At 69.5% G+C, this 26,980-nt stretch carries 19 protein-coding genes; 5 read left to right on the top strand and 14 right to left on the bottom strand.

Translation table 11 applies throughout. The features are described from left to right. Nucleotides 1-2 precede the first annotated feature (2 nt). The 7 genes from tssG to tssA all read right to left on the bottom strand — a co-directional run bounded on the left by tssG (nt 3) and on the right by tssA (nt 7,181). Nucleotides 3-1,022: a type VI secretion system baseplate subunit TssG gene (gene tssG / locus AC1Z32_RS04390; protein ID WP_483477475.1), complete on the bottom strand. Its 1,020-nt coding sequence runs from the start codon at nt 1,020-1,022 to the stop codon at nt 3-5. Continuing rightward, nucleotides 1,007-2,899: a type VI secretion system baseplate subunit TssF gene (gene tssF / locus AC1Z32_RS04395; RefSeq protein ID WP_483477476.1), complete on the bottom strand. Its 1,893-nt coding sequence runs from the start codon at nt 2,897-2,899 to the stop codon at nt 1,007-1,009. Before tssF ends, tssG begins: the two co-directional genes overlap by 16 nt. Then, nucleotides 2,896-3,411, bottom strand: coding sequence for a type VI secretion system baseplate subunit TssE (gene tssE / locus AC1Z32_RS04400; protein WP_483477477.1), 516 nt, complete (start codon nt 3,409-3,411; stop codon nt 2,896-2,898). The genes tssF and tssE overlap by 4 nt, the downstream gene beginning before the upstream one ends. A 74-nt stretch (nt 3,412-3,485) precedes the next feature. After that, nucleotides 3,486-3,971, bottom strand: a complete 486-nt coding sequence (locus AC1Z32_RS04405) for an Hcp family type VI secretion system effector (RefSeq protein WP_483477478.1) — start codon at nt 3,969-3,971, stop codon at nt 3,486-3,488. A 46-nt stretch (nt 3,972-4,017) separates the two neighbouring features. Beyond that, the gene (gene tssC / locus AC1Z32_RS04410; protein ID WP_483478199.1) at nt 4,018-5,514 is read right to left on the bottom strand and encodes a type VI secretion system contractile sheath large subunit; all 1,497 of its coding nucleotides are present in this window, start codon (nt 5,512-5,514) and stop codon (nt 4,018-4,020) included. A 36-nt stretch (nt 5,515-5,550) separates the two neighbouring features. Then, nucleotides 5,551-6,123, bottom strand: coding sequence for a type VI secretion system contractile sheath small subunit (gene tssB, locus AC1Z32_RS04415; RefSeq protein ID WP_483477479.1), 573 nt, complete (start codon nt 6,121-6,123; stop codon nt 5,551-5,553). 35 nt (nt 6,124-6,158) lie between these two features. After that, the gene (tssA, locus tag AC1Z32_RS04420) at nt 6,159-7,181 is read right to left on the bottom strand and encodes a type VI secretion system protein TssA (RefSeq protein ID WP_483477480.1); all 1,023 of its coding nucleotides are present in this window, start codon (nt 7,179-7,181) and stop codon (nt 6,159-6,161) included. A 232-nt stretch (nt 7,182-7,413) separates the two neighbouring features. Here tssA and AC1Z32_RS04425 point away from each other — a divergent pair, with 232 nt between their 5' ends. Next, complete coding sequence (locus AC1Z32_RS04425; protein WP_483477481.1) at nt 7,414-8,229, top strand: PP2C family protein-serine/threonine phosphatase; 816 nt, start codon at nt 7,414-7,416, stop codon at nt 8,227-8,229. Then, nucleotides 8,226-10,124, top strand: coding sequence for a protein kinase domain-containing protein (locus AC1Z32_RS04430; RefSeq protein ID WP_483477482.1), 1,899 nt, complete (start codon nt 8,226-8,228; stop codon nt 10,122-10,124). Before AC1Z32_RS04425 ends, AC1Z32_RS04430 begins: the two co-directional genes overlap by 4 nt. Before the next feature lie 47 nt (nt 10,125-10,171). Here the strand turns inward: AC1Z32_RS04430 and AC1Z32_RS04435 are convergent, their stop codons facing one another. From AC1Z32_RS04435 to AC1Z32_RS04445, 3 genes are read right to left on the bottom strand one after another with little or no spacing between them, the layout of a single operon-like run. After that, nucleotides 10,172-14,149, bottom strand: a complete 3,978-nt coding sequence (locus AC1Z32_RS04435; protein WP_483477483.1) for a two-partner secretion domain-containing protein — start codon at nt 14,147-14,149, stop codon at nt 10,172-10,174. A gap of 26 nt (nt 14,150-14,175) precedes the next feature. Further along, nucleotides 14,176-15,951, bottom strand: a complete 1,776-nt coding sequence (locus tag AC1Z32_RS04440; protein WP_483477484.1) for a ShlB/FhaC/HecB family hemolysin secretion/activation protein — start codon at nt 15,949-15,951, stop codon at nt 14,176-14,178. Beyond that, entirely contained in the window at nt 15,948-18,119 is a 2,172-nt protein-coding gene (locus AC1Z32_RS04445; protein WP_483477485.1) for a CHAT domain-containing protein, read from the bottom strand. The genes AC1Z32_RS04440 and AC1Z32_RS04445 overlap by 4 nt, the downstream gene beginning before the upstream one ends. Nucleotides 18,120-18,333: 214 nt before the next feature. Here AC1Z32_RS04445 and AC1Z32_RS04450 point away from each other — a divergent pair, with 214 nt between their 5' ends. Together AC1Z32_RS04450 and AC1Z32_RS04455 are read left to right on the top strand one after the other, a co-directional pair. Then, the gene (locus AC1Z32_RS04450) at nt 18,334-19,026 is read left to right on the top strand and encodes a peptidoglycan-binding protein (RefSeq protein ID WP_483477486.1); all 693 of its coding nucleotides are present in this window, start codon (nt 18,334-18,336) and stop codon (nt 19,024-19,026) included. A gap of 56 nt (nt 19,027-19,082) precedes the next feature. Further along, on the top strand, nt 19,083-19,835 hold the full coding sequence (locus AC1Z32_RS04455) for a hypothetical protein (protein WP_483477487.1): 753 nt from the start codon (nt 19,083-19,085) through the stop codon (nt 19,833-19,835). A gap of 10 nt (nt 19,836-19,845) precedes the next feature. Here the strand turns inward: AC1Z32_RS04455 and AC1Z32_RS04460 are convergent, their stop codons facing one another. After that, nucleotides 19,846-20,301 (bottom strand): hypothetical protein, encoded by a 456-nt coding sequence (locus tag AC1Z32_RS04460; protein ID WP_483477488.1) that lies wholly within the window; start codon nt 20,299-20,301, stop codon nt 19,846-19,848. A 525-nt stretch (nt 20,302-20,826) separates the two neighbouring features. On the opposite strand from AC1Z32_RS04460, the gene AC1Z32_RS04465 reads away from it, so the two are divergent. Next, nucleotides 20,827-21,594, top strand: coding sequence for a hypothetical protein (locus AC1Z32_RS04465; protein ID WP_483477489.1), 768 nt, complete (start codon nt 20,827-20,829; stop codon nt 21,592-21,594). Between the two features lie 16 nt (nt 21,595-21,610). Here AC1Z32_RS04465 and AC1Z32_RS04470 read toward each other — a convergent pair whose 3' ends face one another. The 3 genes from AC1Z32_RS04470 to AC1Z32_RS04480 all read right to left on the bottom strand — a co-directional run bounded on the left by AC1Z32_RS04470 (nt 21,611) and on the right by AC1Z32_RS04480 (nt 26,943). Beyond that, nucleotides 21,611-23,773 carry a S8/S53 family peptidase gene (locus tag AC1Z32_RS04470; RefSeq protein ID WP_483477490.1) on the bottom strand — a complete coding sequence of 721 codons (2,163 nt, stop codon included), beginning with the start codon at nt 23,771-23,773 and terminating at the stop codon, nt 21,611-21,613. Between the two features lie 12 nt (nt 23,774-23,785). Further along, complete coding sequence (locus AC1Z32_RS04475) at nt 23,786-25,042, bottom strand: phosphatase PAP2 family protein (protein WP_483477491.1); 1,257 nt, start codon at nt 25,040-25,042, stop codon at nt 23,786-23,788. A gap of 110 nt (nt 25,043-25,152) precedes the next feature. Further along, nucleotides 25,153-26,943 carry an adenylate/guanylate cyclase domain-containing protein gene (locus AC1Z32_RS04480; protein WP_483477492.1) on the bottom strand — a complete coding sequence of 597 codons (1,791 nt, stop codon included), beginning with the start codon at nt 26,941-26,943 and terminating at the stop codon, nt 25,153-25,155. Nucleotides 26,944-26,980: the final 37 nt, after the last annotated feature.

Here is a 26,980-nt window from a genome sequence, read left to right on the forward strand (position 1 = left end):
TTTCAGCCGCCCGGCGAGGGATCGGGCGCGAAGACGAGATCGTCCGCGTCGCGCCGCGCCGGGCCGCTCCCGATCCATGTCGTGTGACCGAGCCGCGCCTGCCGCCCGAGCGCGAGAGGCGGCACCTCCGCGCGCTTCAGGACGAGGCGCACGTCCCAGTCGAGCGGATCGCGCAGATAGCCGCGCACCCATTGCACGAGCCGCGCGAGGCTCGCGCCGCCCGGCAGAAAGCGCAGATAGTCGGCGAGGCCGAGCGGCCCGATCACGATGCGGAACTTGTGCTGCCGGTCCCACGCGCGCGCGCCGAGCACCGTGGAGCGGCCGAGCAGGCATGCGCCGTCGGGCAGTCCCAGGCGCGAGCGTGCCGTGTGCGGCAGGCGCATCCAGTGCCCGACGCATTCGTCGATACGCACCGGCGCGTCGAAGAAGCGCGCGAGCACCTGCTGCAATCCGGCGGCGGGACGCGTCGGCAGCGCGAGGAGGCCGGCGAAGTGGAGCCGCGCGAAGTCGGGAACCGCGCCTTCGTTCGCGCCCGCAGCGGCGTGCGGCACGAGGCCGAACGTGCTGCCGACATACACGGAAAAGCGGTCGTGGCCCGCGCGGTCGAGCGACACGGCGGGCTGAGCCTGCGCCCACGCGCGATAGAACAGCGCCACCATGCGGTGATGAAACACATCGAGATAGCGGGCGAAAGCGGCGTCGCCCGCGAACCGGGCGCGCTCGCGCGCATATTCGGTGAGATGGATCGGCAGCGGACCGTTCGGCCCGAACAGCCCCATGAAGTTGACGAGGAGACGGCCGCTGCCGGGCGCGGGGCCCGCGCGAAAGCCGCCGAGCGTCGTCGGCGCGAAGCATAGTTCGGGTTCCTGAGCGAAGCGCACGAAGTCGTCGCGCGGATGCGGCGATTCGCCCACGCGCGGCTTCGGCGCGTGCGCGCATTCGAGCAGCCGCACCGCCTGGAAGAAGTCGAAGCGCGGCGCGGCGGCTTCGAGCACGCGGCCGATTTCTAGAGCGTCCGGCATCCGCCTCTCCTCGCGGGCCACCGCATGATCTCGCCGCGCCCCGATGTCTTCACGACGGTTTCGGCGAAGGAATTGAGCGACACGTACTGCGCGAAGAACCGCGCGAGCACCGCGCCGAGCAGGAAGGCGCCCGAAGCGCCGCCGCTTTCGTCGAACAGCAGCGTGACATCGATGCCGCGCCCGAACGCGATCGCCCGCGCATCGGGCAGCCGCCGCGTGACGGCGCGCGAGCCGACCGCGCGCAGCGCGTCGATCTGCCTGCGCGCGGCCGCGTGATTCGCGGGGCAATAGAGCGTGAGCAGCTCGCGCAGCGGCCGCGCGCTGTCCGGCTCGTCCGGATCGCCCGGATCGACCAGCGATGCATAGTTGAGTGCGAGATGCCCGAGCAGGCGCCACGCCACGGCGCCATCGGCGAGCGAGGGCTGCGGCTCGCCGGGCCCTTCGAGGCAGCGCACGCTTTCGACAGGCGCTTCCGCGTCGAGCGTGAAATCGGTCGCGCCGCGGCCGTGGGCGATCATGACCGGCAGGTCGCGATTGGTGCAGCGGACCGTGACGCCCAACTGGCGCAGATCGCTGCGGTACGGCGCGTTGCGCGTGTCGACCAGCGCGATGAACGTCTCGCTGCCGAGATAGCTGCTGCGCGCGCCGCGCTCGCGCTGGCTCGCCGACGGCAGGCGCTTCTCGCGGCGCACCTGATACCACGCGCCGCCTTCGTGCGCGTCGCCGAGATCGCGCGCGCGATAGAACGGCTCGAAGTGCTGCTCCGCCTCTGCATTCGACCGGTAGCCCGTCACCTGCATCACCTGATGCACTTCGAAGTCCATCGGCCGCGCGCGGTCGGGCAGGACGTGATATTCGAACTGCTCGCCGGTTACCGCGATGCGGTCGGCGCGCCGCTCGAACAGGTTGATCACCGGCGTGCAGTGCAGCGCGAAGTTCGATACATCGACGATCCGTTCGAGCGCGTCGTCGGAACCGGACAGCAGCACGACGACATCGATTTCCTTCGCCGCCGCGCGCCGCAGCGCGGGCTGCAGCCCGTCGATGGCGAAGAACAGGAAACGCTGCGGAAAGGCGAAGTATTCCTGCAGCAGCCGGTAGCCGGGGAACGACTGCGCGCTCACCGGCAGCAACGCCTCGTTCTCCTCGAAGCCGACGGTCGCGAGCGCCGAAGCCGGCAGCAGGACGCGCGTGCCCGGCTCGCCCGGGCGCTCGACCGACACGCCCGCCACGCTGCCGAACAGACGCTCGTGGATGCGCCGGGGGAGATCGTCGGCGCCGCGCAGAAACACGACGAGCCGCCCGAGCGTGATCTGGTCCAGGGTCAGCCCGGCGGTTGCGCGCAAGCGCAGGCGCAGCCCGCCTTTCACTTCGCTCGCACGCCCGACACCCGGCTGCATGCCCGCCGCGTCGCGCGAGCCGCTCAGCGTGAAGAAGCGCGCCTCGGCGATCTCGAGAGGCGAAAGCGTGAGCTCGTGCGCGGTGCGGTATTCGCAGCGTGTGGAGCCGGCCTTGTCGAGCACGCTGAAGAGCGCCGCGCCGCGCTCGACCTTCACGCCCGGCGCGAGCGCCGGATTGGCCAGATCGGGCTGGATCTGCACGACGGCCATCGACGGCGTCGGCGCGAGATAGTGCGGATACACCAGCTCCGCGAGATGCTGCGTGAAGCGCGGGAACTCCGCGTCGAGCTTCACCTGCACGCGCGCGGCGAGAAAGCTGAAGCCTTCGAGCAGGCGTTCGACATACGGGTCCGCGCATTCGAAGCCGTCGAGGCCGAGCCGGGCCGCGACGTTCGGGAAGTCGCGCGCGAATTCCGCGCCCATCTCGCGCACGTGCCGCAGTTCCTGACTGTAGTGGCGCAGCAGATCGGGCGTCATGGCGTGGCGCGCGCAAGTTCGTCCGAGATGCGCACTTCGCCGGATTCGAGATCCAGATCGGTGCGCAAATACAGGCGCTCGGGAAACGGCTGTCCCCACAGATCGCCTTCCAGCAGGAACGACAGGGTGTTCTGCCGCGCCGGCCGGTCGCGGCCGAGCGCCGTGACCCGCAGCGTGTCCGGGACGATGCGCGGCTCGAAGACCCGCACGAGCCTGTGGATCGCCTCTTCGAGCGCGGCGGCGTCGATGCCGTCCGCCGTCTTGCCCGCGATGTCCGGAAAGCCGAAGTTCAGCACCGAATCCGCGACGTGCGGATAGCCCGCCACGTCCTGCGCCGAACACAGCGCGCTCGCGTTGAAGAGCCACGCGAGGTCGCGCTCCACGCTGCGGCGCAGCGCGCGCATCGACAGCGGGCGAGGTTCGCGCGCCCCCGGCTTTCCGGCGGAATCGGGCTCGGTCAGGCGGTCGAGCAGCGACGGCAGCAGCCGGTCCTTTCTGGCGACTTCACTCATGGCGAGGTTCCGTTCGACGATGATCCGGCGCAGGCGCGCGGGCAGTTGCGGCGTGCCCGCGCGCCCCGGCCGCTTCAGCTTTGCGCGTTGGCGGGGATGTTCCAGGTGGCGTGCACGGGGCCGCCCTCCTTCGCTCCCTTGGCGTTCTGCGGCTGATACATCACCTTGAACTTGGCGAAGTTGAGCGTGACGTTCTCGGTGAAGCGCTCCTCGCCGCCCGAGCCGCCCGTCGAAAAAGAACTGACGAGCACGTCTTCGAGCGTGACGGTGTAGTACTCGAGCGCATCGCCGCCGGCCTTGCGCACCGTCAGCACGGCCTTGTCCATATGGTCGCCCTTGGTGCAGAACTGCATGATGGTGGGACTCGCCTTGTCCGCGTACTTCGTGAACGACAGGTCCTGGACCGTCACCTTGCCGGTGCCGCCGCCGGAGCCCATGTGCATCGTTCCGGTCTGATGCAGGCCCCAGTTCCACGCCAGCACTTCGATCTCGCCCTTGTGCTTCGTGTCCTGCGCTTCGCCCGAGATGTCGCCGAGCTTCATGAACATGTCGATTGCCATGACTTTCTCCGATTGATGAGTAGCGTTGATTCAGTGAGACCAACCATCAGGCCGCATTGCCTGACGGAAGCTTCGACACCAGCCGAAGCGACACCGTGAGTCCTTCGAGCTGATAATGCGGACGCAGATAGAACTTCGATGCGTAGTAGCCGGGATTGCCCTCGACTTCCTCCACCACGACCTTCGCCGCCGCGAGCGGCAGGCGCGCCTTCACTTCCTCGGGCGAGTGCAGCGGATCGCCGTCGACGTACTGGAGAATCCAGTTGTGGAGCCAGCGCTCCATCGCTTCCTTGCTCTTGAACGAGCCGACCTTGTCGCGCACGATGCACTTCAGGTAATGCGCGAAGCGGCTGCACGCGAACAGATACGGCAGGCGCGCGGCCAGGTTCGCGTTGGCGGTGGCCTCGGGGTCTTCGTAGACGGCGGGCTTGTGCAGCGATTGCGCGCCGATGAACGCCGCGAAGTCCGAGTTCTTCTTGTGCACGAGCGGCATGAAGCCGTTCTTCGCCAACTCCGCCTCGCGCCGGTCGCTGATGGCGATCTCCGTCGGGCATTTCATGTCGACGCCACCGTCGTCGGTGGGAAACGCGTGCACCGGCAGGTCGGGCACCGCGCCGCCCGATTCGATGCCGCGAATCCGCGAGAGCCAGCCGAATTCCTTGAACGAGCGGTTGATGTTCACCGCCATCGCATAGGCGGCGTTCGCCCAGGTGTACTTGCTGCTGTCCGCGCCCGCCGTGTCTTCCTCGAAGTCGAAACCTTCGACCGGGTTGGTCTTCGCGCCGTAGGGCGCGCGCGCGAGAAAGCGCGGCATCGCGAGACCGACGTAGCGCGAGTCCTCGGATTCGCGCAGCGAGCGCCACGCGGCATGCTGCGGCGTCTGGAAGATGTTGGTCAGATCGGTCGGATTGGAAAGCTCCTGCCACGAATCCATCAGCATGACGGCCGGGTCCGCGCTCGCGATGAACGGCGAGTGCGCCGCCGCCGCAATGCGGCTGATCTGCGTGAGCAGATCGACGTCGGGACCGCTGTTGTCGAAGTAGTAATCGGCGACAAGCGTGCCGTACGGCTCGCCGCCGAACTGGCCGTATTCCTCTTCATAGAGCTTCTTGAAGATCGGGCTCTGGTCCCAGATGGCGCCCTTGTACTTTCTGAGCGACTTGTGCAGATCGGCCTTCGAGATGTTCATCACGCGGATCTTGAGCAGCTCGTCGCTCTCCGTGTTGCTGACGAGATAGTGCAGGCCGCGCCACGCGCTTTCGACTGCCTGGAACTGCTCCGCATGGATGATCTCGTTGACCTGATCGGTGAGCATCCTGTCGATGCCCGCGATGAGCTTCTCGATGGTGCCCAGCACGTCGCCCGAGATCGTGTCGCTGTCGCGCAACGCCTGTTCCGCGAGCGTGCGCACCGCCGTTTCGACGGCTTCCTTCGCCTTGTCGCTGCGCGGCTTGAATTCCTTTTGCAGAAGCGATTCGAACTCGTTCGCCGCGAGCGTGCTGCTTTCGGCCCGATCCGCCTCTTCCGCGACCTGCTCCGCCATTTGCTCTGACATAGTGAATGTCTCCGGTTTGTCCACTCATGCGCCGTTCGATGACGCCGCGCCGTCCGCGCCGTCCGCGTTGCCCTCTGCCCCGTCCGGCGCGTCGCCGGCCGGCTTCGGCGCGCTGGCGAGCGCCTGGAGCAGCGCGGGATCGTTCAGGAGGCGCGCGATCAGCTCCTCGGCGCCGGTCTTGCCGTCCATGTAGGTGAGCAGGTTCTTGAGCTGGCCGCGCGCCTCCAGCAGCTTCGCGAGCGGCGCGACCTTGCGCGCGACGGCGTCGGGCGAGAAGTCGTCCATGCTCTCGAAGGTGATGTCGACGGCGAGATTGCCCTTGTCCGTCAGGCGGTTCGGCACCTGCATGGCGGCGCGCGGCTTCATCGACTTGAGGCGCTCGTCGAAGTTGCCGTTGTCGATCTCGAGAAACTTGCGGTCGGCGACGGGCGCGAGCGGCGCGGTCGCCTGCCCGCTCAGGTCGGCCATCACGCCCATCACGAAGGGCAGATTGACCTTCTTCTCGGAGCCGTTGACCTCCACGTCGTATTCGATCTGCACGCGCGGCGCGCGATTGTTCCTGAAGAACTTCTGGCTGCTTGGTTTGCTCACGGCCATTCCCCTTCTCAAAGTGTCTGCACGACGAAAATTCGCTACTCCTGCACTTCCCCGCTCACTTGCCGGGCCTGTCCGACGCCATCGGGCGCGAGGTCCAGCAGGATCTCCATGAAGCCTTTGTCGACGAGACGCCGGGCACGATGCAGGAGCAGCGGCACCGGGCTCGACGGTTCGTGTCTGCGGTAATAGGCGCAGATGCGCTCGATCGCCGCGACCACGTCCTTGCGGCTTTCGACCTCGCCCGGCGCCGCCGCGCGCGCGGCGCGCGCCGCGTCCGCGGCGGGCTCGCCGTCGGGCCCGGATTCGGGCGGCGCGGCGTGCGCGTCCGGCAGGCGCTCGCGGATGAACGCGGCCGCCTGGCGCAGCGGCGCGGCGAGCGCCGAAAGATCGAGCGCATACGCGGCGCCCGCGTGCGCCGTGAGCGCCGCTTCGATGCGCCTCACGTTCGCGGCGGCGGCATCGAGCGCGGCGAGCGTGGCGGCGGCGGCTTCGGCGTCGTCGGCGAGCGCCGCCTCCATCGATGCGATCGGGACCGGCTGCGCGTCGGCGGGCGGCGCGACGCCGGCCGCGCATTGCACGTCGCGCAGGCAGAAGCGGCCGTGGCGGCGCGAATCGGCGAGCGGCGCGTCGCGCAGATCCTTTAGCAATCCGAGCGGATCGGCGAGCAGCGCGAGCGCGCTGACACGCGCGGTCGGATCGTCGCCGTCGTCGGGATCGAGCCGCGGATACAACGCGCTCCAGCTTCGTTCGATCAGTCCCGCGATGATCGCAAGGCCATCCGCCAGCCCTTGTGCACGATGCCGCGCGAGCAGCGCGCGCGTCAGATGCACGGCCACGCGCAGATCGCGGCTCTTCGCCAGCAGCTCGCTTGCGAGCGCCAGCGCGGCGCGCCAGTCGGGCGGCGTCGGGGGCACTTTCGTGTCGCCGTATTCCGCTTCGGGCTTGCCGTCGACGGCGTCCTCCAGCGCGCGGAACGCCGGGTCGTACTCCACGTCGTCGCCGCACGGCGCGTCCGGCGAGATGTCTGCGGTGAAGGCGTCGATGTCGAGCGTGGTCATGGCGGGTTCGTGGCAAGCGGATCGATGGCCGCGGGCGCTTTGCAACGGCATCGGGCGATGCGCGGCGATGCGCCCGGCTTCGACAGAACGAAGCTGCCGCGCCTTTTTTAAAAGCGCTGCGCGTTTTTCGGCGCGCGCGTTTCAGCCGCGGCGGACGACGCCCGTCTTATGGACAGCGCCCGCGTGCGTGAACGCGCGGCCGGCGGAAGATCAGAGGCATAAGGAGGCCAGCGTGCAACTCGAAAGTGCCAGTCTCACCGAGCAGGGCGGCCGCGCGCGCAACGAGGATGCGCTCGGCGAATGGATCAGCGAGCGCCTCTACTACTGCGTGCTCGCCGACGGCGCGGGCGGTCACGGCGCGGGCGATATCGCCGCGCGCATCGTGATCGACACGACGCTCGCCGATCTGCGCTTTCTCACGGTGGCCGAATTGCCGCCCGACGGCGAGCGCCTGAGGCGCGCGCTGCTGCACGCGCACGCGAACATCGTCGAGGAGCAGGCGCGCGGCGGCGAACTCGCGGACATGTGCTCGACGGGCCTCGTGCTCGCCATCGACCGCGAGAGGCGCACGGCGGCGTGGGCGCATAGCGGCGACACGCGGCTCTACTGGTTTCGCGGCGGCGCTATCGGCGCGCGCACGCGCGATCACAGTCTCGCGCAGGAGCTGATGGACGCGAGCCTTGTGCCGTTCGGCGACGCGCGCCGCGCGCCGCATCGCAATGTGCTGGTGGCATCGCTCGGCACGCGCGACGGCGCCCGCATCGACTGCGTCGAGGGCACGCGCCGCGTGCTGGCGCGCGACGCCGTGCTGCTCTGCACGGACGGCCTGTGGACCTACGTCGACGACGCCTTCATGCTCGAAGCGCTGCGCGACGCGGATTCGCCGGCGCAATGGATCGGTCGCATGTCGGCGCGGGTGCGGGCAAGCGCGCCCGCGCGTCACGACAATTACTCGGCGCTCGCCGTATGGATCGGCGGCGAAAAGAGCGCGGCAATGAGCACGGAAGCGGGCACGGAAGCGGGCACGGAAGCGCGCGGCGGATCATGACGAGCGAGGACGAGGACAAGACGCTCATCGTCGGGCACATGCCCCGCGAGCGCGCGGACGCAGCGAGCGGCAACGCATTGCCGCCCGGCACGCAGCTCGCCGAGTTCACGATTCTCGATCTGATTGGCGCGGGCGGCTTCGGCATTGTCTATCGCGCGTGGGATACGCGGCTCGAGCGCACCGTCGCGGTGAAGGAATACTTTCCGGGCTCGCTCGCGGCGCGCGGCGGCGCGGGACGCATGACGGTGCGCTCCACGCGCCTCGAAGAGACGCTGGCCGCCGGCCTCGCGTGCTTCATCAAGGAGGCGCGGCTGCTCGCGAAGTTCAATCATCCGTCGCTCGTCAACGTGTTCCGCTACTGGGAAGCGAACGGCACGGCCTATATGGCGATGCCCTTCTACGAAGGCCTCACGCTCAGGGACACGCTGCGCGACCTGACCGAGCCGCCTTCGCAGGCCTGGCTGCTCGCGCTGCTCGGGCCGGTGCTGGAAGCGCTCGGCGTGCTGCACGGCGCGGGCTGCTGTCATCGCGACATCGCGCCCGACAATATTCTGCTGCGGGCCGGCAACGGCAGGCCGGTGCTGCTCGATTTCGGCGCGGCGCGGCGCGTCATCAACGACATGGGACAGGCGCCGACGGTGATTTACAAGCCGGGCTTCGCGCCGCTCGAACAGTTCGACACCGTCGCGACGATGCAGCAGGGACCGTGGACCGATCTCTATGCGCTCGCCGCCGTGGTGCACTGGGCGATTCGCGGTACGACGCCGCCGAGCCCGGTCGGACGGATGATGCACGACAGTCATGTGCCGCTCGCGCGGACCTTGGCGGGACGTTACTCCGAGGCCTTTCTGCGCGCGATCGATCATGCGCTCGCGGTGCGCCCTGAGCACCGGCCGCAGAGCGTCGAGGCGTTCGCGAGCGAGCTCGGCCTGAGTCTCGAAGCGCAGCGCACGCACGGACCGACGGTCGATATGCGCACGGGCGCCGCGTCGAGCGGCGCGTTGCCGTCGCGCCTCGCTCACGTCCGCCCGATGCGCTCGCGCGCGCCTTTGCTCGCGTCGGTCGCGATTGCGGTCGCGGCGCTAGCCGGCGGCGCGGCGTGGCATGCGCTGCGGCCCGCGCCGACGCCGCCCGCGAGCGGGCCGCTCAAGCCGGCCGAGCCGGAAAAGCCGCTTCAACCGGTCGAGCCGAAGAAGCCCGCGCCCGATATCGCGACGAGCGCGAGCGCAAGCGACACGACGCCGGCGTCTTCGATCGAGCCGCCGCCCGGCCCGGCTGCGTCGGCGTCGGCTTCGGCATTGGCGTCGGCATCGGCTTCAGCTTCGGCGTCGGCGTCGACTTCAGCTTCGGCGACGAACATCGCGCCGCCCCTCGCCGACTACACCGCCGCGGACGAGCTCGCGCGCATCGTCGCGCTGTCCGATCCATCGATCGCCGTCGTCGCGACGCCGCTGCGGGCATCGGTCGAAAGCGGCGAAGATCTCCAGTTCGAAGTGCGCAGCGCGATGGCGGGCTATCTCTATATCTTCAGCGTCGATCCGCTCGGGGAGTATCAGTTGCTTTTTCCCAACCGGCATCATCGCGGCAACCGGATCGAGGCGGGCAAGACGCTGCTGCTGCCGCATACCGACTGGCCGATGGTAGCCGACCATACGCCCGGCCGCGTGCGCTTCCTCGCGCTCGTCTCGCTCGCGCCGCGCAGTTTCGCGCGCGCGGGGCTGCGGCAGGGAAAGGATGTCGACACCTTCCCGAAGGATGCGCAAAAGCGAGCCGCATTGCTTCGGATGCCGGATTATTCACCCTTCGCGGGAGATGCGCGGTGCAAGCCGGGCGCGAACGCCTGTCCGGGCGCGTTCGGCGCGGCTGAATTCGGCATCGACGTGACCGTGCACTAACGCGCTTTCGGCGCCATGTCGCCGAAAGCGCGGCGGCCCCCGTCCGTTCAGAAATCGTCGCAGCCGTGCTTGCGCGTCACGCTGATGCAGTGATTGAGGTTCGGCTGCGCGCGCACCCGCTTCCACTCGAGCGCCAGCGGATCGGCCTTTTCGCCGGGCGCGTTGGTGAAGAACTCCGGCTGGTTCGAGCCGATGCAGATTTCCGCCTGGCCCTGGAGATTGTTCTCGTAGACGAAGGTTTCCTCGCGCGAGGAAAAAAGCGTCTGCAATCCGGCCAGGGCGGAGGGCCGGCTCGGGTCTGTGTCCGGGTCCGTCCTCGGCAGTGGGTCCCGGTCCGGAGGCGGGAAGCTCGGCTCGCGTTTCGGACGGATGGCCGGCGGATCGGACTCTTTCGCCTTGTCCACGTGCAAAGCGCCCGGCTTCGCCTCGATCTTGTACCCCACCTGCGACGTATAAGCCGGCGTGATCGTGTATGCGCCCACGGCCGACTGCTCCGTCGCGTTGGTCGTGAATCCCCGCGTGAGCGCGCCGGCTTCCGTGTCGCCGTTGACGAGCCCGCTCACCGTCGCCGTGAACGGCGGATTCTGCTCGCCCACGAGGCGCGTCTTGTCGTCGGCGGTGACGGTGATGGTCGGCTGCTGGGCGTAGACGAAGTGATTGCCCGTCGCCGGCACCGTGCCGCCCCACGAGCATCCGCCGCCGAGCGTGCAGCCATAGAGGTTGGGCTTGTCCGGCCCCGGCCGCACGGCGCCGCGCACCTCGCCTTGGCTGTTGAGCGCGTAGATGCGCCACGCATCGTCGGACGCGATCGTGCCCGTGCCGGCGTTGCGGAACTGGCCGCTCTCCATCGCCAGTTCAATGGTCCCTTTCGCGCGCAGGCTGGTGTTCGCCGATCCGTTGGCCGAACCGTTTTGCGCGCCGGCGCCGCCGCCCAGCGTAATGCCGCCCTGCTCCGCGACCGCCCGCAGCCTTCCGGTGAGCGTCGAGTCGGCCGCGTTCAGGGCGACGAAGCGGCCCGACGCGGGATCGAAGATGCGCGACGTCATCGAGCCGATGGTGAAGCCGTGCGCGTCGGTGAACGTCACGTTGCCCGCACCGGCGAACGACACCACGTTGACGTCGTTGGCCCGGTCGTCGAGCGTGAAGGTGCCCGGCCCGCCGAGCATGAGCCCGTTGGCCGCGATGCCGCCCGGATCGGTGACGCTGCCCGCCGATTGCAGCGTCAGCGTCTTGCCCGGCGTCGCGAGACCGGAGCCGAGCTGGATGCCCTGGCTGCCCGCGCCCGGATTGGCGAGCGTCAGGTTATTGGACAGCGAAGGCCGGCACGCCGGTCCGCCGCCCGGGCAGTCGCGGTTCACGGTGATGCGCCCGGTCTGTGTCGGGCTGCCGATCGCAATGGTGTCGAAACCCGCGAAGGTCTGCTTGAGCGTCGTGGCGTCCAGGCTCAGGCCCGATCCCATGCTGAAGAGATTGATCGGCGTGGCGTCGGCACGCGTGAGCCCGAACTTGTCGTCGATGCCGCCCGGCAGGATCGCCAGCGCGCCGTTCGCGCCGGTGGTGAACTTCACGTCGCCGAAGAACGCAACGCTGTTGCTCGTGCCGTTGTTGAGCGCGCGCAGCACGACGGTGCCGTTCCTGCCGGTCGCGATGGTCGGGCCGCCGCTCTGCACGCCGTCGAGAAAGCTGCTGAACAGCAGGCCGTAGTCGTCGTTGCTTGCCGCGCCGGTCAGGGAAATGGTCGCGCCGTCGCCGGTCGCGCGCAGCGTCGCCGCGTCGAGCGCGAGGCCGCGGTCCGCGAAGGGTGTCGGCGTACCGGCGGGGCGCGCGAGGCTGCCGCGAATATCGATGGAATTCGTGTCCGACTGCACCGTCGTCTCGCTCATGACGCGCACGCCGGCGATCTCGATCTTCGCCGTGCCGGTGGGGTCGGTGCCGATGCCATAGATGCGCACCGGCCCCGACACGCTGCGCACGAGCGAGCGCCGCGCGTCGGCGGGAAGCGGGCCCGGCGCCTGCGCCCGCAGCGCGCCGATCACCACGCCGCTCGTCGGCGCCGAGGTGCCGCCGCCGGGCGAGCCCTCGATCTCGATCGCGCCGCTGGACGTGCGCAGCGTCGAGCCGAGCAGCCTCACCGCCGCCGGTCCGCGCGAGTCGTTGGGCCCGGACGAGCCGAGCGTCGCGCCCGCGCCCTGGCCGTGAATCGTGATCGCGCCGCTCTTCTCGATATCGGAGCCGGTCGCGGGATTGGCCGAGCCGCCCACGCGCGTATCGATGATCGAATTCGCGATTTCCACCGCCACGCGCTGCTGCCCGGGCCGCGTGTTGATGCGCACGTCGCCCCCGTTGCTGAAGATGTTGGCCGATGTCTCCTGCGTGCCGAGGCGAATCGACTGCGGCGTGCCGAGATCCTCCACATTGGCGTCGAGCACGACATCGAGCTTGCCGCCGGTCGCGCCGATGGCCGCCGCGCCGTCGCGGATCGAGCCGGCGGCCTGTAGCTGCAAGGTGGCGTCTGCGCTGCCGTCCTTCGCGATCGGCGCATTCACGTTGATGTCGCCGGGCGTGCCGCGGCCTCCCTGCGTCCAGCCGCTCGTCGAGACCGTGACGGACGTGCCCCGGCTCAACTGCTCGCCGATCTTCGTGCCAGCCAGCAGGCTCGTCGCGGGCCCGGCCGAGAAATCGGGCGGCGTGCCAAGCGGCGGCGCGCTCGTGCCCGGCGTGCCCGACGCCACGATATCGATCGCCGCCGCATTGATGCGCCATGTGCCGCTCTTTCCGTCGCCCATCGCGCCCAGATTGACCCGCGCGCTCGATGCGTCGAGATAATGCGCCGATGTGTAAAGCGCGCCGCCGTTGCCGCCGCCCTCCGCCGCCGTCGCATCGAAACTGCCGTACAGGCGCGCCGCGTTGCCCGCGTTCACGAAAATCTGTCCGCCGTCGCCGCGTCCGCCGAACGAGCCCAGCCCGTACGCATCGACGAACGCGCCGGGCGCCATCCACACGGCGTTCGAGCCGCTCACGTTCACCACGCCGCCCGAGGTGCCGCGCGCGTTCACGCGGCTGCCCGTGAGCAGCGCGACGTCGCGCCCCTGTACGTCGATGCGCCCGCCGGGCTGAAACGAGCCGCCGCTCGCATCGACCTGGCCGGCGATCTGCGTGACGCCGTTGGCGCCGCCGTCGAGCAGCACGCGGCCGTTGCGCTCCTGAATGCTCAGTGCGCTGATGTAGCCCTGCTGGTTCAGCACCGCGCCCGTGAACGCCTCGGCGTCGTGCGCGCTCATCACGATCTGGCCGCCTTCGGCGAGCAAGCGCCCGGCCGGGCCGTTGGTCGCGAGCGCGCGCGCGACGCCTTCGCTCACGGTGATCTTCGTGAGCCCGTCGCCCGCGAAGTCGAGCGTGACCGCGTTGCCCGACGCGAGCGCCACCGTGCCCAGGCGCGCGCTGATCGTGCCGTCGTTGCGCACCTGGCCGCCGAGCAGCGCGATCGTGCCGCCCTGCGCCGCCGTCAGCACGCCCGCGTTGGTGACGGCGGCGCCGTTCTTGCCGGAGAAGGTGAAGCCCGTTTTCGCCGACATGAAGGTGTCCGGGTCGATGTCGAGCGACGAGGCGACCATCGAGCCGACGTTCACCGAGGCCGTGCGCGTGAAGGCCACGCCCGCCGGATTCACGAGGATGAAGCCGCCGGTCGCCTGCAGGCTGCCGGCGATCGTGCTCACCACCGGATCGAGGTTGACGACCCGTCCGAGCAGCATCGACGACTTGCCGGGCTGCACGATCCGCACGCTCTCCCCCTGGCCGATCGAGAAGGTGTCGAACTGCATCGCCGCGCGGTCGCTGCGCTGGTTGATCACCATATTCGACGTGTTCGCGCCCGAGACGCTGACGTCGCCCCGCACCGCCACGCCGCCCGACGGATTGCCGATGGCGTCCGAAATGAATGTGATGGCGCCGGCAAAGAGGCCGGCCGCCGCGAAGATCGCGTGGCGCAGCGTGCCGCTGCGTCTTCTGCGTGACGTGGTGCGCATCGTCGCCTCCTGTCCGATGGCGTTGCTCAGAATGCTTTCGAAACCTGCACGTAGAAGCGCGGGCGGTGATCGTTGCCGGTCGTGTCCGGCGACGACGTGCGCCACGCGAGCGTGCCCTGCACGGTGATGCCGCCCGGCGCGGCCCAGAACGCGCCGATGCCCGCCCCGCTTCTCGTGATGCTGTTGACCTGCTGGCCCGGGATCGGCTGCGCGTTGTACCAGCCGCGGCCGATGTCGTAGAAGGCGAACACCGTGAAGCCCGGCGTGACCGCGTAGCGCCCTTCCACCGTGGCGATGAAGCCTTCGTCCACCAGCGCCTCGTCCGGCGAATAGGCGCGCACGGCCTGCGGGCCGCCGAGCAGGAGCCGCGACGAGTTGTCGAGATTGCTGTTGGCCCACTGCCCGGACACGCCGACGAACAGATTGACGTGATCCGTGATCCGGTTGAGCCGGTTCGCGCTGAAGACGGCGTGCAGATTCGTGCCCTGCGTGTGCCGTCCGACGGGACTTTGATCGAGCGCCTTGGCCTCGCCCGAGCGGATATTGAGCGTGCCGAACACGAGGCTCGCGGACGCGCTGTTGAAGCCGCCGCCGAACAGCCCGTCGCGGCTTTCCCATGCGAGCCCGGCGCTCACGTCGGTGAGCGACTTCGGCGTGTCGAGGCCGAGCGAGCCGATCTTGTCGACGAGATTGCGATACTCGATCCCGCCGCGCAGCAGCAGCGTCTGATTGCGCGCGCGGATCAGCGGATGCGACACCGCCAGATCGATGACATCCGCCTCGCCGTGCGCGCCGAGCGCGCTGAAGTTCTGCCCGACGTTGTAGTAGAGATGCGCGTAGCCCACGCCGAGGCGCGTGCCGTACGCGTTGATCGGCGCGTCGTAGCCGATGCGCCCGTACATCGTGTCGAGCCGCTGCGTGCCGAGCAGCCGCAGGTCGAGGTTGTCGCCGATGCCGAATGGCGAGTTCAGCCGCGCGATCATGCCGAGACGCCCGGTGCCGGTGGACGGCGCGCCGTAGTTGTCGCCGCTGATCGCGAAGTCCCAGCGGCGCGCGGGAGCCACGTCGACATCGAGAATCACGCTGCCCGGCTCGTTGCCCGGCTCGAGCGCCGAGCCGACCTTGATGCCGGGAAGATCCGAAAGCAGCAGCATCGCGCGTTCGAGATCCTGCTCGCGCAACGCGCGGCCCTTTTCGATCGACGCGAGCCGGGCGCGCACGCTCGCCTCCGGCAGCGGCGTGCCCGGCGCCATGTTCACCTGGATGCGCTCGACGCGTCCTTCGATCGCCGTGAAGGAGACGTACCCGTCGGTCGCGTCCTGCGGCGGCACGATCACCTGCGCGAGCGGATAGCCGCGCCGGCGATACAGCGCGGTCATGCGCCGCGCGATGTCGTTCAGGTCCGCGAGCGTCGCCGGCTTGCCGATGCGGTCCTGCGCCAGCGCGGCGAGCTCGTCGGCGGGAATCGAATCGTTGCCGACGAGGCGAACGCCTCGCAGATCGACGGTCGCGGCGCTCGCCGCCGCCACGCCGGCCTCAGCCGGCGCGGATGACGGCAGCGCCGGCAGCGCGGTCGGCGGCGGCGGCTCGGACGGCCGGTTCTCGCGCGGTTCGACCTGATTGAGCACGGCGCCCGCGTTCGGCGCCTGATTCAGGCCGCCGCCGATGCCCGCGCCGGGAACCGGCTGCGTCTGTGCGGCGGCGCCGCCCGCAGCCAGCGATGTGACGGCGCAGAGCGCGGCGGCGACCGCGCGGCGCGGCGTGCGAAGGCGAAGCGCGCGGGGAGCGTGTAGCGCGTTCATTGCGGCACCGTCGCGCTTGCGATGCTGAGCCGCCAGTTGCCCATCAGGTCGAAGGGCGCCCAGTAGAACGGATGCGCGAAGCGCGGCGTGCGCAGCGCGGCGAGCTGCGCGTCGCGCATCGCGTCGGCGGCCTGCGCGCCCTGCGTGAGCTGCTTGTAGAAGGTGCGCATCATCAGCGAGGTCGAAGCGTCCGAGACCGGCCACATCGACACGATCAGGCTCGATGCCCCCGCCGAAAAGAACGCCCGCGTGAAGCCGGTGATCTCGTCGCCGCGCTCCACGCGCCCGAGCCCGGTCTCGCACGCCGACAACGTGACGAGCGCGGTGCGGTCGAGGCGCAGGTTGTAGATGTCCTTCGCGAGCAGCGAGGACGGACCGTCGGCGGGTTGCAGCGACGGCGCGAGCAGGATCCGCGAGTGCAGCGGATCGATGGCGTCGGCCTGCGCGTGCGTCGCGACGTGCAGCACGCGGCCGGCATCGGCGCTGCCGGTGAAGTTGTCGCGCGTCGCCTGGGTGCGCAGGAACACGGACTTGTCGGCGAAAAGCGGCGCGATCGTGCTGACTTCGGCCTCCGCGCCCGGCAGCGCGAAACCCCGCCCGATCTGCGGATTGCCGAACGCCACGAGACTGCTGCCCACGTCCCGCCCGCGCCCCGCGAGCTGCACCGCGATGCCCGCCGACGGCTCGATCGCCACCGCGTGCGTCTCGATGAGAAAGCGCCCGTCCTCGCGCAGCGCCTGGAACGGCAGATAGTGCAACGCATCGTGCGGCACGATGATGAGCCTTTCGCCGGGGCGCAGCGCAAGCGGCTGCAGCAGTTGCGCATGCAGGTCGCCTGCGAGCGCGAGCGCCGTGGGATTGCGCGCGACGATCGCATCGCGCAGCGCGCTGACCGCCTGCTGCAAGCCGGCCCGCGCGAGCGGGAGCGTGTAGCCCTTCAGGCCATCGGTGCGGATCACCCAGACGATCAGGCGATCCTGGAGGCTCTGAAACTCGATCAGCGCGTCGTCCGCCGCGAGCACGCCGCGCACTTCGTCGAGAGCCGGCGCGCGGCCCGCGAGCGCCGCCGCATCCGTGCCCGTGGCGACGCGGCCGCGCACCGTGTCGAGCAGCGCCCGGGCGCGGCCGCGCTCGGAGAGATGCCACGCTTCTTCGTAATCTCCCGACGCGGCCGCGAGCGAGATCGCCTGCTCGAAGACCGTCTGGATATTGCCGAACAGACCGGTCTTGAACTCGTCGCTGCGAAAGCGCGCGCGAATCCGTTCGGAGTCCTCGATGGCGGCCAGATAAGCCTTGCGCGCCGCCGCCGGTTCGCCCGCGGCCAGCGCCGCGCGGCCCAGGCCGTCATGCGCCCACAGACGGTCGTAGCTCGCGTCTTCCGCCGATGCCTGCGCGAGCGCCGCCTCGAAGGTGCGCGCGGCGTCCTGCGGCTTGCCCTGCGCGAGCAGCAGATTGCCCTCGATGCGCCGGACCATCGGCTGCAGCGAGGGCGCGGGCGTGCCGGCCTGCGCGAGCGCGTCGCGCGCGCCGTCGGTGTCCCCGGCGGCGATGCGCGCGTTCGCGAGCGACAGCAAAACGAGCGGCCGGAAGCGCTCCGATGCCGTGTCGAGCGCGCGCGCGTAGGCCGCGGCGGCCTCGTCGGATTTGCCGCGCCGCGCCGCGACGTCGCCCAGCACCTTGTTCGACGGCGCGTACACCTGCTCGGGATGACGCGGCTTCGCATCGAGCGCCTCGCGGGCGTAGCGCTCGGCGTCGTCCAGATCGCCCGCGTAGCTGTAGGCGATCGCGAGATCGCGCTTGGACAGCGCGACGAGATCCTGATTGTCGTTTTGCTGCGCGAGCACGAGCGCGCGCGACGCGGCCTCGATGCTGTCGCGGAAATCGCCGCGTTCGGCCGCCGCGACGCTCAGGCTGCAGTACTGATATTCCGGCAGCTTCACGCGGTCGCGTCCCAGCAGGAGGCGGCCTTCCGCCGTCAGCGACTTGAGCGATTCGGCATCGCGCTGGAATTCCTGCGCGGCGTGGAACGCTTCGTAGGAATCGGGGGCGGCGCTCGCGCCTTGCGCGCGCACGGCCAGCGGCGCGGCGAGGCTCGCGCAGCAGGCCAGCGCGAGCGTCCAGCGCGTCAGCGTGGTGGTTCTTTCGAGGTGAAGACGGCGGATGCTCACGTGACCTCCCGTTGCGGATCAGCGCCGGCGGCGGGACGCGTCATGGTCTATCCGGCGGCACCGGCAAAACGAGCGGTACGGCGCGTTTTTGAACGCATTGGCGTGGCGCGGGCGCGTGTGCATCGGCGTTCATCGGCGTTCGGCGCGGCCGGTTTCAGTTTCGCCGGCGCATGATCGTCTCAGTGACAGCGACCGGATCGATAAGGAGCCGCTCATGAGCACGCTGTCGGCATCGGTGGGATGGCAAGGCAGGAACCTCGCGCCGGACGTCGTCACGGTGCAGGATCTGCTGCGCGCTAAAGGCTACGATCCCGGCGCGCTGCGCGGCGTGTGCGGGCCCGAGACGATCGACGCGATACGGCGCTTTCAGGCGAGCTTTCTGCCGGTGCCCGATGGCCGCATCGATCCCGGGCACGCGAGCTGGCGCAAGTTGAGCGGCGCCGCGGCCGCCGCGCCCGGGGCCGCGGCGCAATGGAGCGGCGACAGTTCGCAATGGCCGCTCGAAAAGAAACTGCAAAGCCTGACGCCCGCGCTGCGCCCCAAGGTGCGCAACCTGCTGGCGGCGCTCGGGCAGCGCGGCTATCAGCCGAAGGTCTTTTACGGGTGGCGCTCGGTGCAGGTGCAGGAGCGGCTCTTTCGCGATGGCAATAGCAAGGTGAAGTTCAGCTTTCACAACGTGCAGCATCCCGATGGCACGCCCGACGCCTATGCCGCCGATATCATCGACAGCCGCTACGGCTGGAGCGCCCTCGCCGCGCAATCCGGCTTCTGGCGCGCGCTCGGCGAGGAAGCGAAGAAGCAGGGCCTTTTCTGGGGCGGCGACTGGTCGAGCTTTCGCGACTGGGCGCATGTGCAGCTCGTCGCGAATTCGCAGCTCGCGCGCGTGAAGCGGGAGAGCGGCTTGTGAGGCGCGCGCGCGTTCGCGGGACCGTCTGCGGGATCGCCGCGATGGCGGCGTGCTCGATGACTTGCGCCGCGCCGCTCTGGCTCGTGGTCGGCGCGAGCGATGCTTCGCCGGCCGGCATCGCGCGGCAGGGCGCGGCGCTGTCGGCGCGCTTTCCCGGCGGACTCATCGTGAACACGGCCGAGTGCGGCGACGCGCCCGGCCGCTTCGTCTGGGCCGCTGCCGTCGACGCTTCGCGGCGCGCGGCGCTCGCCCTGCGCTCGCGCATCGGCGAGCACCTCGCCCAGGCGTACGTGAAGCGCTGCGATGCGCGGCCGGACTCGCTCGCGGCATGGCGCATCGATGCCGTCGACCCTTCGATCGCGCGCGTGCCGGACGATGCCGTCAACTGGTCCGACGCGGATCGCGTGTCGCAAGTCGAGCGCATCGGCGACGGACGCGGCATCGTGCTCGCGCGCCGCTACGCGCCCGAGCCCGGCGATCCGCTCGAAGGCCGGCGCACGCGCGTGACGCTGATCGCGAACGGCGCGCGCACGGTGCTGAGCGAAGACTGCACGGATGCGTCGGGGTTCGGCGTGGCGGGCGCGCGTCTCGCGTTCCAGTGCGCACGCGAACAGGCCGGCGATCACGTGTTGCACGACGTTCTGGTGTTCGATGCGGGCCGCGCGGGCGCGACACTGCATCGCTGCCGCGATCCGCGCTGGATCGGACAGCGCGTGATCGCGTGCGACGCGGAATCGGTGGATGCCTCAGGAAGGCTCGTCCTGCGCGAAACGCGCGTGGAGCCGGGCGGCGCGCCGGCGGCGAAGTAGCGCGGCCGTTTCATTCGGGCCGGCCGAACTTGTCCTCGATTCGTCCGCCCGCGCCCAGCCTGATGATGCTCCTGCACTTCCCGCAGATGTACGAGCACGAGCCGGCGTCGCGCGGCCTGAACTTGCCGACCACCGCGCAACTCCACCGCAGTGCGCGTCCGCCGACGGCATTCAGATAGATCACCATGTTTTCCTCGGCGTGCAGATCGCCGCCGTTCTCCCGCCTGATCTGCCCGCTGAACAGCGACGGCACCGGCGTGACGTTCCAGGCGTGCAGCATCTCGCGCTGCCGGCGCGTCCATTGCGACGACGAGTTGATGCCAGCGAGAAGGAACACGCGCCCCTTCACCTCCACCTGCGCGATGTTGACCGTGGCGCCCGCCTGCCGCCCCGCGCCCTTCAACTGATTCGCCCAGTACGTCAGGCCCTGGGGATGGCCGAGGAAGTTATCGAGAAAGCTCGCCATGCCGCGTCTCCCGTCGCGATTCGCTGTCGCGCGGGACGTCCGCGCAGCGGGTTCATCGACAAGACGAGCGGCGCCGCCCGCGATTGCACGAACGCACGGCCCGACGCGCGCCGATGACAAACGCGCGCCGCCGGTTCGTCTCTTTACTGACGCTCTCCTGGCGTGTTCCTCCTCCCTACGACTTTCGATGTAGATCGTTCGGCCGATGTTGCAGCGCCGGCGCATTCCCTACCTTTGAATCACGGACCCGCCGCGCATCGCGCAACCGGCTCCGACGACTCGCGACAAGCCGCGCCGGGCCGCGAGCCGGATCGATCACCGGCGCTTCCTTCACTGAATCAAAGGCCGTGGAGGCGCCATGTCGACGTCCGCCGAAGTTCTTCGCTCCGTCCGGCCCGAAGAGGCCGAGCCCGCCCCCGGCGCGCCCGGGCAGGAGGCGCCGCCCCGCTCCGTCTTGCCGATGGCGCTCGTCATGCGCGCCATTGCGCGGCATCACAACGTGTCGCGCGCTCTCAGGATGCCATCATGGACGCGCTGAATCTCGCCGGCGCGGCCCTCATGCCCGACACCCCGTCGCTGCCCGACCTGTGGCACCGGCGGGCGAGCCTCAGCCGCATCGAGATGGAACGCATCTACGTGCTCGTGCGGGCGGCGCTGCACGGCTACCATCCGACCGAGCTGCGCGCGCTGCACGAAGACAAGGAAGAGCTGATCGCGCAGTTCATCTTTTCGCGCGTGCTGCGGCTCGAGCCCGAGCGCGCCGTGTCGCACGCCTGCCCGGAAAGCGCGCCGTCGAGCGGCTTCGCGCTGTGCGCGTATTTCCGCCGCTATCTGATCGATTGCCTGCGCAGCGCGAGCCATCAGCGCAATGTGTCGCTCGAAGTCGACGGCATGGCCGATCAGATCGATACGCAGGCACATTCGATCGACGATCCGGTCGAATGCCCGCTCGCGGAGCACGGGCTGAGCGAAGCCGCGGTGCGCGTGGCGGCGCGCGTGTTCGTCGCATCGCTCGACGACGCCGATCGCGTGATTCTCGCCGGCACGCTCGGCGCATACCGCGACCGCGACGGCGGCCTGAAGGGCGTCGCGGACGAACACGGCGTGCCGTCGTATCACTATCGCGCCCGCAAGCTCGGCGTGACGATGAAGAAAACCGCGACGCCCGCCGATTTCGCCCGCACGAAGATCGGCGGCTGGATCGAGGCCGCGCTCGGTATCGAGATCGCGCCGGACAACAGCGACGTCATCCTGGTCGTGCTGAACCTGCTCGCGCTCGAAGCAAACGTCTGACGTCGCTGCACCTCGCTCACGGCGGCGGCGGCGGGGGCGGAACGTTGCCCGCGCCGACGTTCGCCTCACTTGTGCGGCGCAGGATTTCATAGAGGTCGAAGGTGCGCCAGCGCAGCGCGGTCGTGCCGGGGATATACACCGCGCCCTGCTTCGTCGCGTAGCTGCGTACGGACAGGCGCGCGGGTGAAGTCGGCATCGGGAAAACAGGCGCGGCGGGCACGGCGGCGGTGAACGGCGCGGCGAGACGGCGCACCGCCTGAGGCGCGGCGGAACTCGTGCCGAGGACCGGGATCGTGCTGCCGCTGCGGGTGCCCGTTGCCAGCACGCCGGTCTGCACGGCGGAGCGGTCCGTGACCGCCGCCGCATCCGGCCCCGCGCGCCTGGGCATGCCAAACGTCACCATGTCGATGCCGGTATTGGAGTAGCGCGCCGTCGCGTAGTCGCTGCCGCGGTATCCGGCGATGACCGCCGGGCCGGAGCCGGTGCCGATCGAATTGATCGTATCGCCGCGCATGATCCAGGAGTTGCCGGGCTTGTCGACGTCCTGCTCCTCGGTGAAGGTGTTGAAACGCTGGTAGGGGACGTCGTCGAAGCGCGATTGCCGGCCGCGCGGCGGCAGGCCGTCGGGCGTCTCGTTGCGCTGAACCCAGGCTTTCGCCAGCAGGTGCGACGCGCCCTTGTTCTTCAGCCGGATGATCCAGTTGCCGTTCGGCGCGAGCTGGCGCGTGCCGCCGCGCGCGGCGGTCGGCGCGAGCGCGACAAGGATCATCGGCCCGCTGCCGCGCGCGCCGCGGCCGCGATGCACCACCGTGCAGAGCGTGTCGCCCGCGCGGGTCCAGGTCGCCACGTTGCCGACGGCGACCGGCGGGCTCTTCGCGCCGCCGGGCAACTCCAGCGTCAGTTCGACGTCCGGGTCCTTGCCGTCGTCCGTCGAGAGCCAGATTTCGACGAAGCTCGGCGTGTGGCAATCGGGAAAGACGCGCCAGAGCATCGTCTCCGCGTGTCCGGCCGCGATGAGCCGCCGGCCGTGGCAGCGAGCGAGATTGCTGTTGCCGGCCGGCACCACGATCGAGCACGCATCGGTGTCGACGAGCTCGTCCATCGCCGCCTCGATGAGCGAGCTGCCGTCGTGCGGACCCGCGATATAGCCATAGCTCAGATTGATGAACAGCCGGCAGTCCGCCCCGGCGATGCCTTGCGCGCGATCGACCACATAGCGGAAGGCGTCGAGCGCCTGCGCGTCGAGCCACAGCCCGGACGTGTCGCGGATATTGCGCCCCGGCAGCCGGAACTGCACGCCGATCAGCGCGGCCACCGAGGGCACGTCCTGCTCCATCTTGCGCGGATTGACCGGATGCACGCCGGCGGCGAGATCCAGCATGGACGTGCCATGCGCCCAGTAGGCGCCGACGTTCGCGTATTTGGCCTCCCGATAGACACGGTTCTCGTCGAAGCCGCCGCCGCCCCGCGCCGCCTGCATCAATGCGTCCATGTCGGCTTCCAGCAACTCGCTGCCATAACCGATGCCCGCCGCCGGCGTCGACGGGTCGTCGTCCTGATTCCAGAAGCAGCGCACGCGCGTTTTCGCGTGCGTGGCGTCCTCGTGAAAACGCTGATTCGCGAACGCGATGCCGTCGTCACACACGGCGACGACCGTACTGCCCATGCCGCTGCCCGGCGTGATCGGCGTGAGCCCGCCCGGCGCCGGTTTGGGCGCCTGATTGCGCGGCGCCCAGCCGGAGACGACCGGCAGCGCGAGCGTGAAGCGCTCGATCCGCGCCCGCACCGCCGGGTCGAGATGCTTGATGAAGTCGAGCTTCACGTGCGCGGTGCAAAAGCGCGTCTGCGCGAGCCCGGACGGCGGCGATCGGTAGAACGCCGACATCCAGATGAAGCTTTCGTTCTTGATCGCCTCGGCCAGTTCCTGCGCGGTCGCCGGGTCGCCGGGATTCGTCGCGGCGTCCCTCTTTTTGACTTCGATCGCGATCGGCACGAAGCCGTCCTTTCCGGGCACCTTGCCGAGGTCCGCGAAGCGCGTCGCGGCGGCCCAGATCAGATACGGATCGAGGCGCGCGAAACTGTTTTCGTCGAGTCCTTCGAAGATGCCGATCCATGCTTGCGTCGGGTGGACGTCCCACACGCCGGCGGTGGCCGCGCTCGCGGCCGTCGTGGTGCTCATGCGCGGTCTCCTTCAAATGCGGCTTCCCTTCAGCGCTTCGCCGTTCCATTCGTTTTTCGCCTGCTTCCACATCCACGCGAGGATGGGCGAGCGCACGACGCTCGTCACCTCCGGCTTCAGCACGACGTGCGGCGGAATCGTACCCGGGGTCGGCGGCGGCGGCTCATAGACCGGATCGAGTCGTTCGTTTGGATCGAAGTCGTTGTCGCCGACGAACAAGTCGCCCTGGAACACGCGCGGCATGTAGGCCGCGGGCTCCGGCAGTCCAGGCGCGCCGCCGATGCAGCGCGCGACGAAGTACTCGCCGAGCGTCGTGCCGAGCAGGTGTCCCGCCGCGCTGTCCACCGGAAAATGCACGCCCGCGATGGTGCGGTTGATCGCGACGCGGCTCGCCTGATAGAGCAGTTGATTGCGCAGCGTGAGCGACACCTGCGGCACCCCTGCCGCCGCCGGGCTCGGCGGCTCCTGCAGCAGGTCGCTGAAAAACGCCCACATGACCTCGGCGACGATGTACGCCTGCGTCGAATGCCCGCTCGGCAGCGTGCCGTGGCCGGGCGTGGCGATCATCGGCTGCACCTGCGGCGAGTAGTCGACGGCGCGCGTGCACGCGAGCGCGTGCTTGAAACGCATTTCCACGAAGATCGCGAAGCGGATCACGGTGGCGAGCATTTCGAGCGTTTTCGGCGTGCGTATCGGGCTCAGGTTGACGATCGATGCCCAGAACGCCGTCTGCGGCCCCATCTGGACGAGCGTCTCGTTGGCGCGCTCGGCCCGCAGGTCCGAATAGCGGTCCATGAAGGCGAGCTGCTTGACGAAGGTCTCCGTGCCGGGACGGTACATCTCCGCGATCGGCTCGATAGCGGGCGCCGCTGCGGCGGCCGGATCGAACGGCCGATGCCACAGCGAGACACCTCCGAGCTTCTTGGCCTCGGTGCCGGGCGTGCGCGCGAAGGCGAGATTCGTTGCGAGCTCGAAATCGTAGACCGACGCGCGCACCCAGTCGTCCCAGCGCCACATCTGCCCTTCGTCCTCGATGTGGTTGTTATCGTCCTGCTGCGCCTGAAGGATGAAATGCTTGTCCAGCCACGGCCCGACGATGCCATCGCGATGCACGATCAACGCCTGCGTGAGCAATTCGGTATCGCCGAGCACGCTGGGCTCCGTGCCGGCCACCCCCGCGCCCCCTGCCCCGCCTGCGCCTCCGGCCCCGCCCGCGCCACCCGCACCACCAGCGCCACCCGCGCCGCCCGCCCCACCCAATGCACTCATGTTGTTCTCCCCGCAAGAAGGCCGCCGATGCACGCCGCATCGGGCTTACGCCGATTCGAACGCATTCCAGGCAAGGCGCGCCGCCGCCGCACGCGGCAGGAACGCCCACGTCAACGCGCCGGCAGTCCGGCGCGCCGCAACGCCTCCGACCAGATCCGGCCGGTTTCGTAGCCTGCGCACGGCGAGCGCTCCAGATAGCGCTTCACCGTGAGATTCGGCTCGATCTCGAGCACGCGCGCCACCGTCGCGCGGGCGGCATCGAGCAGACCCAGTTCGGACTGGGCGATCGCCATCGCGCGCAAGGTCGACGTGTTGTTCGGCCCGCCCCTGAGCGAGCGCCGCGCAAGCTCGATCGCGCTGCGCCATTCCTGCGCCGACAAGGCGGCCGTCGCGGCGAGCGAATCGAAGAAGTTGCGCATCGGATCGAGCGGCGAGAGCGACAACGCGTAGCCCGTCGCCGCGACGGCTTCGTCGCCCTCGCCCTTGAACGCGTGCAGCGCTCCCTTGAGCAGCCACGCGAGCGAGTCGTTCGGATTCACTTCGAGCGCGCGCGCATAGCGTTCCTCGCCGATATCGAGCCGCTTGAGCAGATTCGTCTGCACAAAGCCTTCGACCGCGAGTGCGATGGATGACTGGGAATCGTTGTCGAGCGCGGCCTTCGCGCAATCGAGCGCCGCCTGGGCTTCGCCGAGCCGGTCGGTGGTCCAGCCGCGGTTGTAGCGGAGCACGTGCCATTTGCCGAGCCACGCGTGCGGAGTCGACTGCCGCCGCGCGCGCTCGGCGAGCACCTCGAGCATCTGGCCCGCGCGCTCGAACTCGTCGTAGACGCCGCGATGCATCAGCGCGATCGCATTGAGCAGCAGCGTCGAGCTTTCGAGCGTCGGCAGCGATTGCGAGCGGGCGCGCTCGAGTTCATGCGAGACGATCGCCGTGCCGACGCCCTGCCTCAGTTGCACGGCGAGATCGCTCTCGCCCAGCACGATCGCGCTGATGGCTTCGCTCAGGGTTTGCGCCCAGACGACGCGGTCTTCCTTGGCATCGGCGAGCTCGACCGTGAGCAGCAGCCGCTCGCGGCTCGTGCGATACGCGCCCGAGAGCACGTAGCGCGCGTCGAGCAGCGCGCTTGTTTCGCGCGCGTTCAGCCCGCGCTCGCGCAGCGCACTCGTCGACAGGCGCGAGATGACCTGAAGCCGGTCGGAACGCGACAGCGCGCCGATGATCTCGTCGGCGAGAATCTCCCCCAGCGCTTCGTGACCCGGCTCGACCACGCGCGCCGCGAAGGGAATCACCGCGATCGAGGACCGCAGCGTCTGAGCGTTAGCCGCCGCGCCCGGCGCGATCAACGGACGCGGGCCGGGGCCGCCGAGACGATACGCGCGCACCGGTTTCGCAAGATGCCGCAGATGGCATTCGCCGAGGTCTTCCATCTGCTCGTCGTAGCTGCCCGCGAGCCGCGCATGAATGCGCTCGGAGATGACGATCTCGCCGGGGCCGGCCAGATTGTAGAGACGCGCGGCCAGATTCACGCCGCAGCCGTAGACGTCGCGCTGATCGGCGAGCAGATCGGTTTCGTGCAGGCTCTCGCGCAGCATCAGCGGCTCGGCGCCGCCCTGCGCGGGCGTGGTGAGCCGGCACATGCGCTGAATGTCGAGCGCGCAGTGCGCGGCCGCGAGCGAATCTTCGAAGACGATCATGAGGCCGTCGCCCTCGGTGCGGATGAGCCTGCCGCGATGTCCCGGCACGATGCGCGTCTCGATCGCCATGCGCAGCCCGCGCCAGCGCGATACCGTGCCTTCCTCGTCTGCTTCGGCGAGGCGGCACGATTCCACCAGATCGGCGAAGAGAATCGTGCGCGTCACGCGTTGCAGATCGCTGGCCGTGGCGGCAATTTCCGTGTCCATGTCCTTGCACCGTGGCGACGACTACGGCGCGCCAGCA

It is taken from the genome of Caballeronia sp. 11_S32 (genome assembly GCF_056930355.1).

Excerpts from the sequence above, each read along its gene's own strand:
- tssG (WP_483477475.1), bottom strand. The coding sequence starts at position 1,022 with ATGCCGGACGCTCTAGAAATCGGCCGCGTGCTCGAAGCCGCCGCGCCG.
- AC1Z32_RS04480 (WP_483477492.1), bottom strand. The coding sequence starts at position 26,943 with ATGGACACGGAAATTGCCGCCACGGCCAGCGATCTGCAACGCGTGACG.
- tssA (WP_483477480.1), bottom strand. The coding sequence starts at position 7,181 with ATGACCACGCTCGACATCGACGCCTTCACCGCAGACATCTCGCCGGAC.
- AC1Z32_RS04435 (WP_483477483.1), bottom strand. The coding sequence starts at position 14,149 with ATGCGCACCACGTCACGCAGAAGACGCAGCGGCACGCTGCGCCACGCG.
- tssB (WP_483477479.1), bottom strand. The coding sequence starts at position 6,123 with ATGGCCGTGAGCAAACCAAGCAGCCAGAAGTTCTTCAGGAACAATCGC.
- tssF (WP_483477476.1), bottom strand. The coding sequence starts at position 2,899 with ATGACGCCCGATCTGCTGCGCCACTACAGTCAGGAACTGCGGCACGTG.
- AC1Z32_RS04430 (WP_483477482.1), top strand. The coding sequence starts at position 8,226 with ATGACGAGCGAGGACGAGGACAAGACGCTCATCGTCGGGCACATGCCC.
- tssE (WP_483477477.1), bottom strand. The coding sequence starts at position 3,411 with ATGAGTGAAGTCGCCAGAAAGGACCGGCTGCTGCCGTCGCTGCTCGAC.
- AC1Z32_RS04465 (WP_483477489.1), top strand. The coding sequence starts at position 20,827 with ATGGACGCGCTGAATCTCGCCGGCGCGGCCCTCATGCCCGACACCCCG.
- AC1Z32_RS04405 (WP_483477478.1), bottom strand. The coding sequence starts at position 3,971 with ATGGCAATCGACATGTTCATGAAGCTCGGCGACATCTCGGGCGAAGCG.
- AC1Z32_RS04460 (WP_483477488.1), bottom strand. The coding sequence starts at position 20,301 with ATGGCGAGCTTTCTCGATAACTTCCTCGGCCATCCCCAGGGCCTGACG.
- tssC (WP_483478199.1), bottom strand. The coding sequence starts at position 5,514 with ATGGCGGAGCAGGTCGCGGAAGAGGCGGATCGGGCCGAAAGCAGCACG.
- AC1Z32_RS04450 (WP_483477486.1), top strand. The coding sequence starts at position 18,334 with ATGAGCACGCTGTCGGCATCGGTGGGATGGCAAGGCAGGAACCTCGCG.
- AC1Z32_RS04440 (WP_483477484.1), bottom strand. The coding sequence starts at position 15,951 with ATGAACGCGCTACACGCTCCCCGCGCGCTTCGCCTTCGCACGCCGCGC.
- AC1Z32_RS04455 (WP_483477487.1), top strand. The coding sequence starts at position 19,083 with ATGACTTGCGCCGCGCCGCTCTGGCTCGTGGTCGGCGCGAGCGATGCT.
- AC1Z32_RS04475 (WP_483477491.1), bottom strand. The coding sequence starts at position 25,042 with ATGAGTGCATTGGGTGGGGCGGGCGGCGCGGGTGGCGCTGGTGGTGCG.
- AC1Z32_RS04470 (WP_483477490.1), bottom strand. The coding sequence starts at position 23,773 with ATGAGCACCACGACGGCCGCGAGCGCGGCCACCGCCGGCGTGTGGGAC.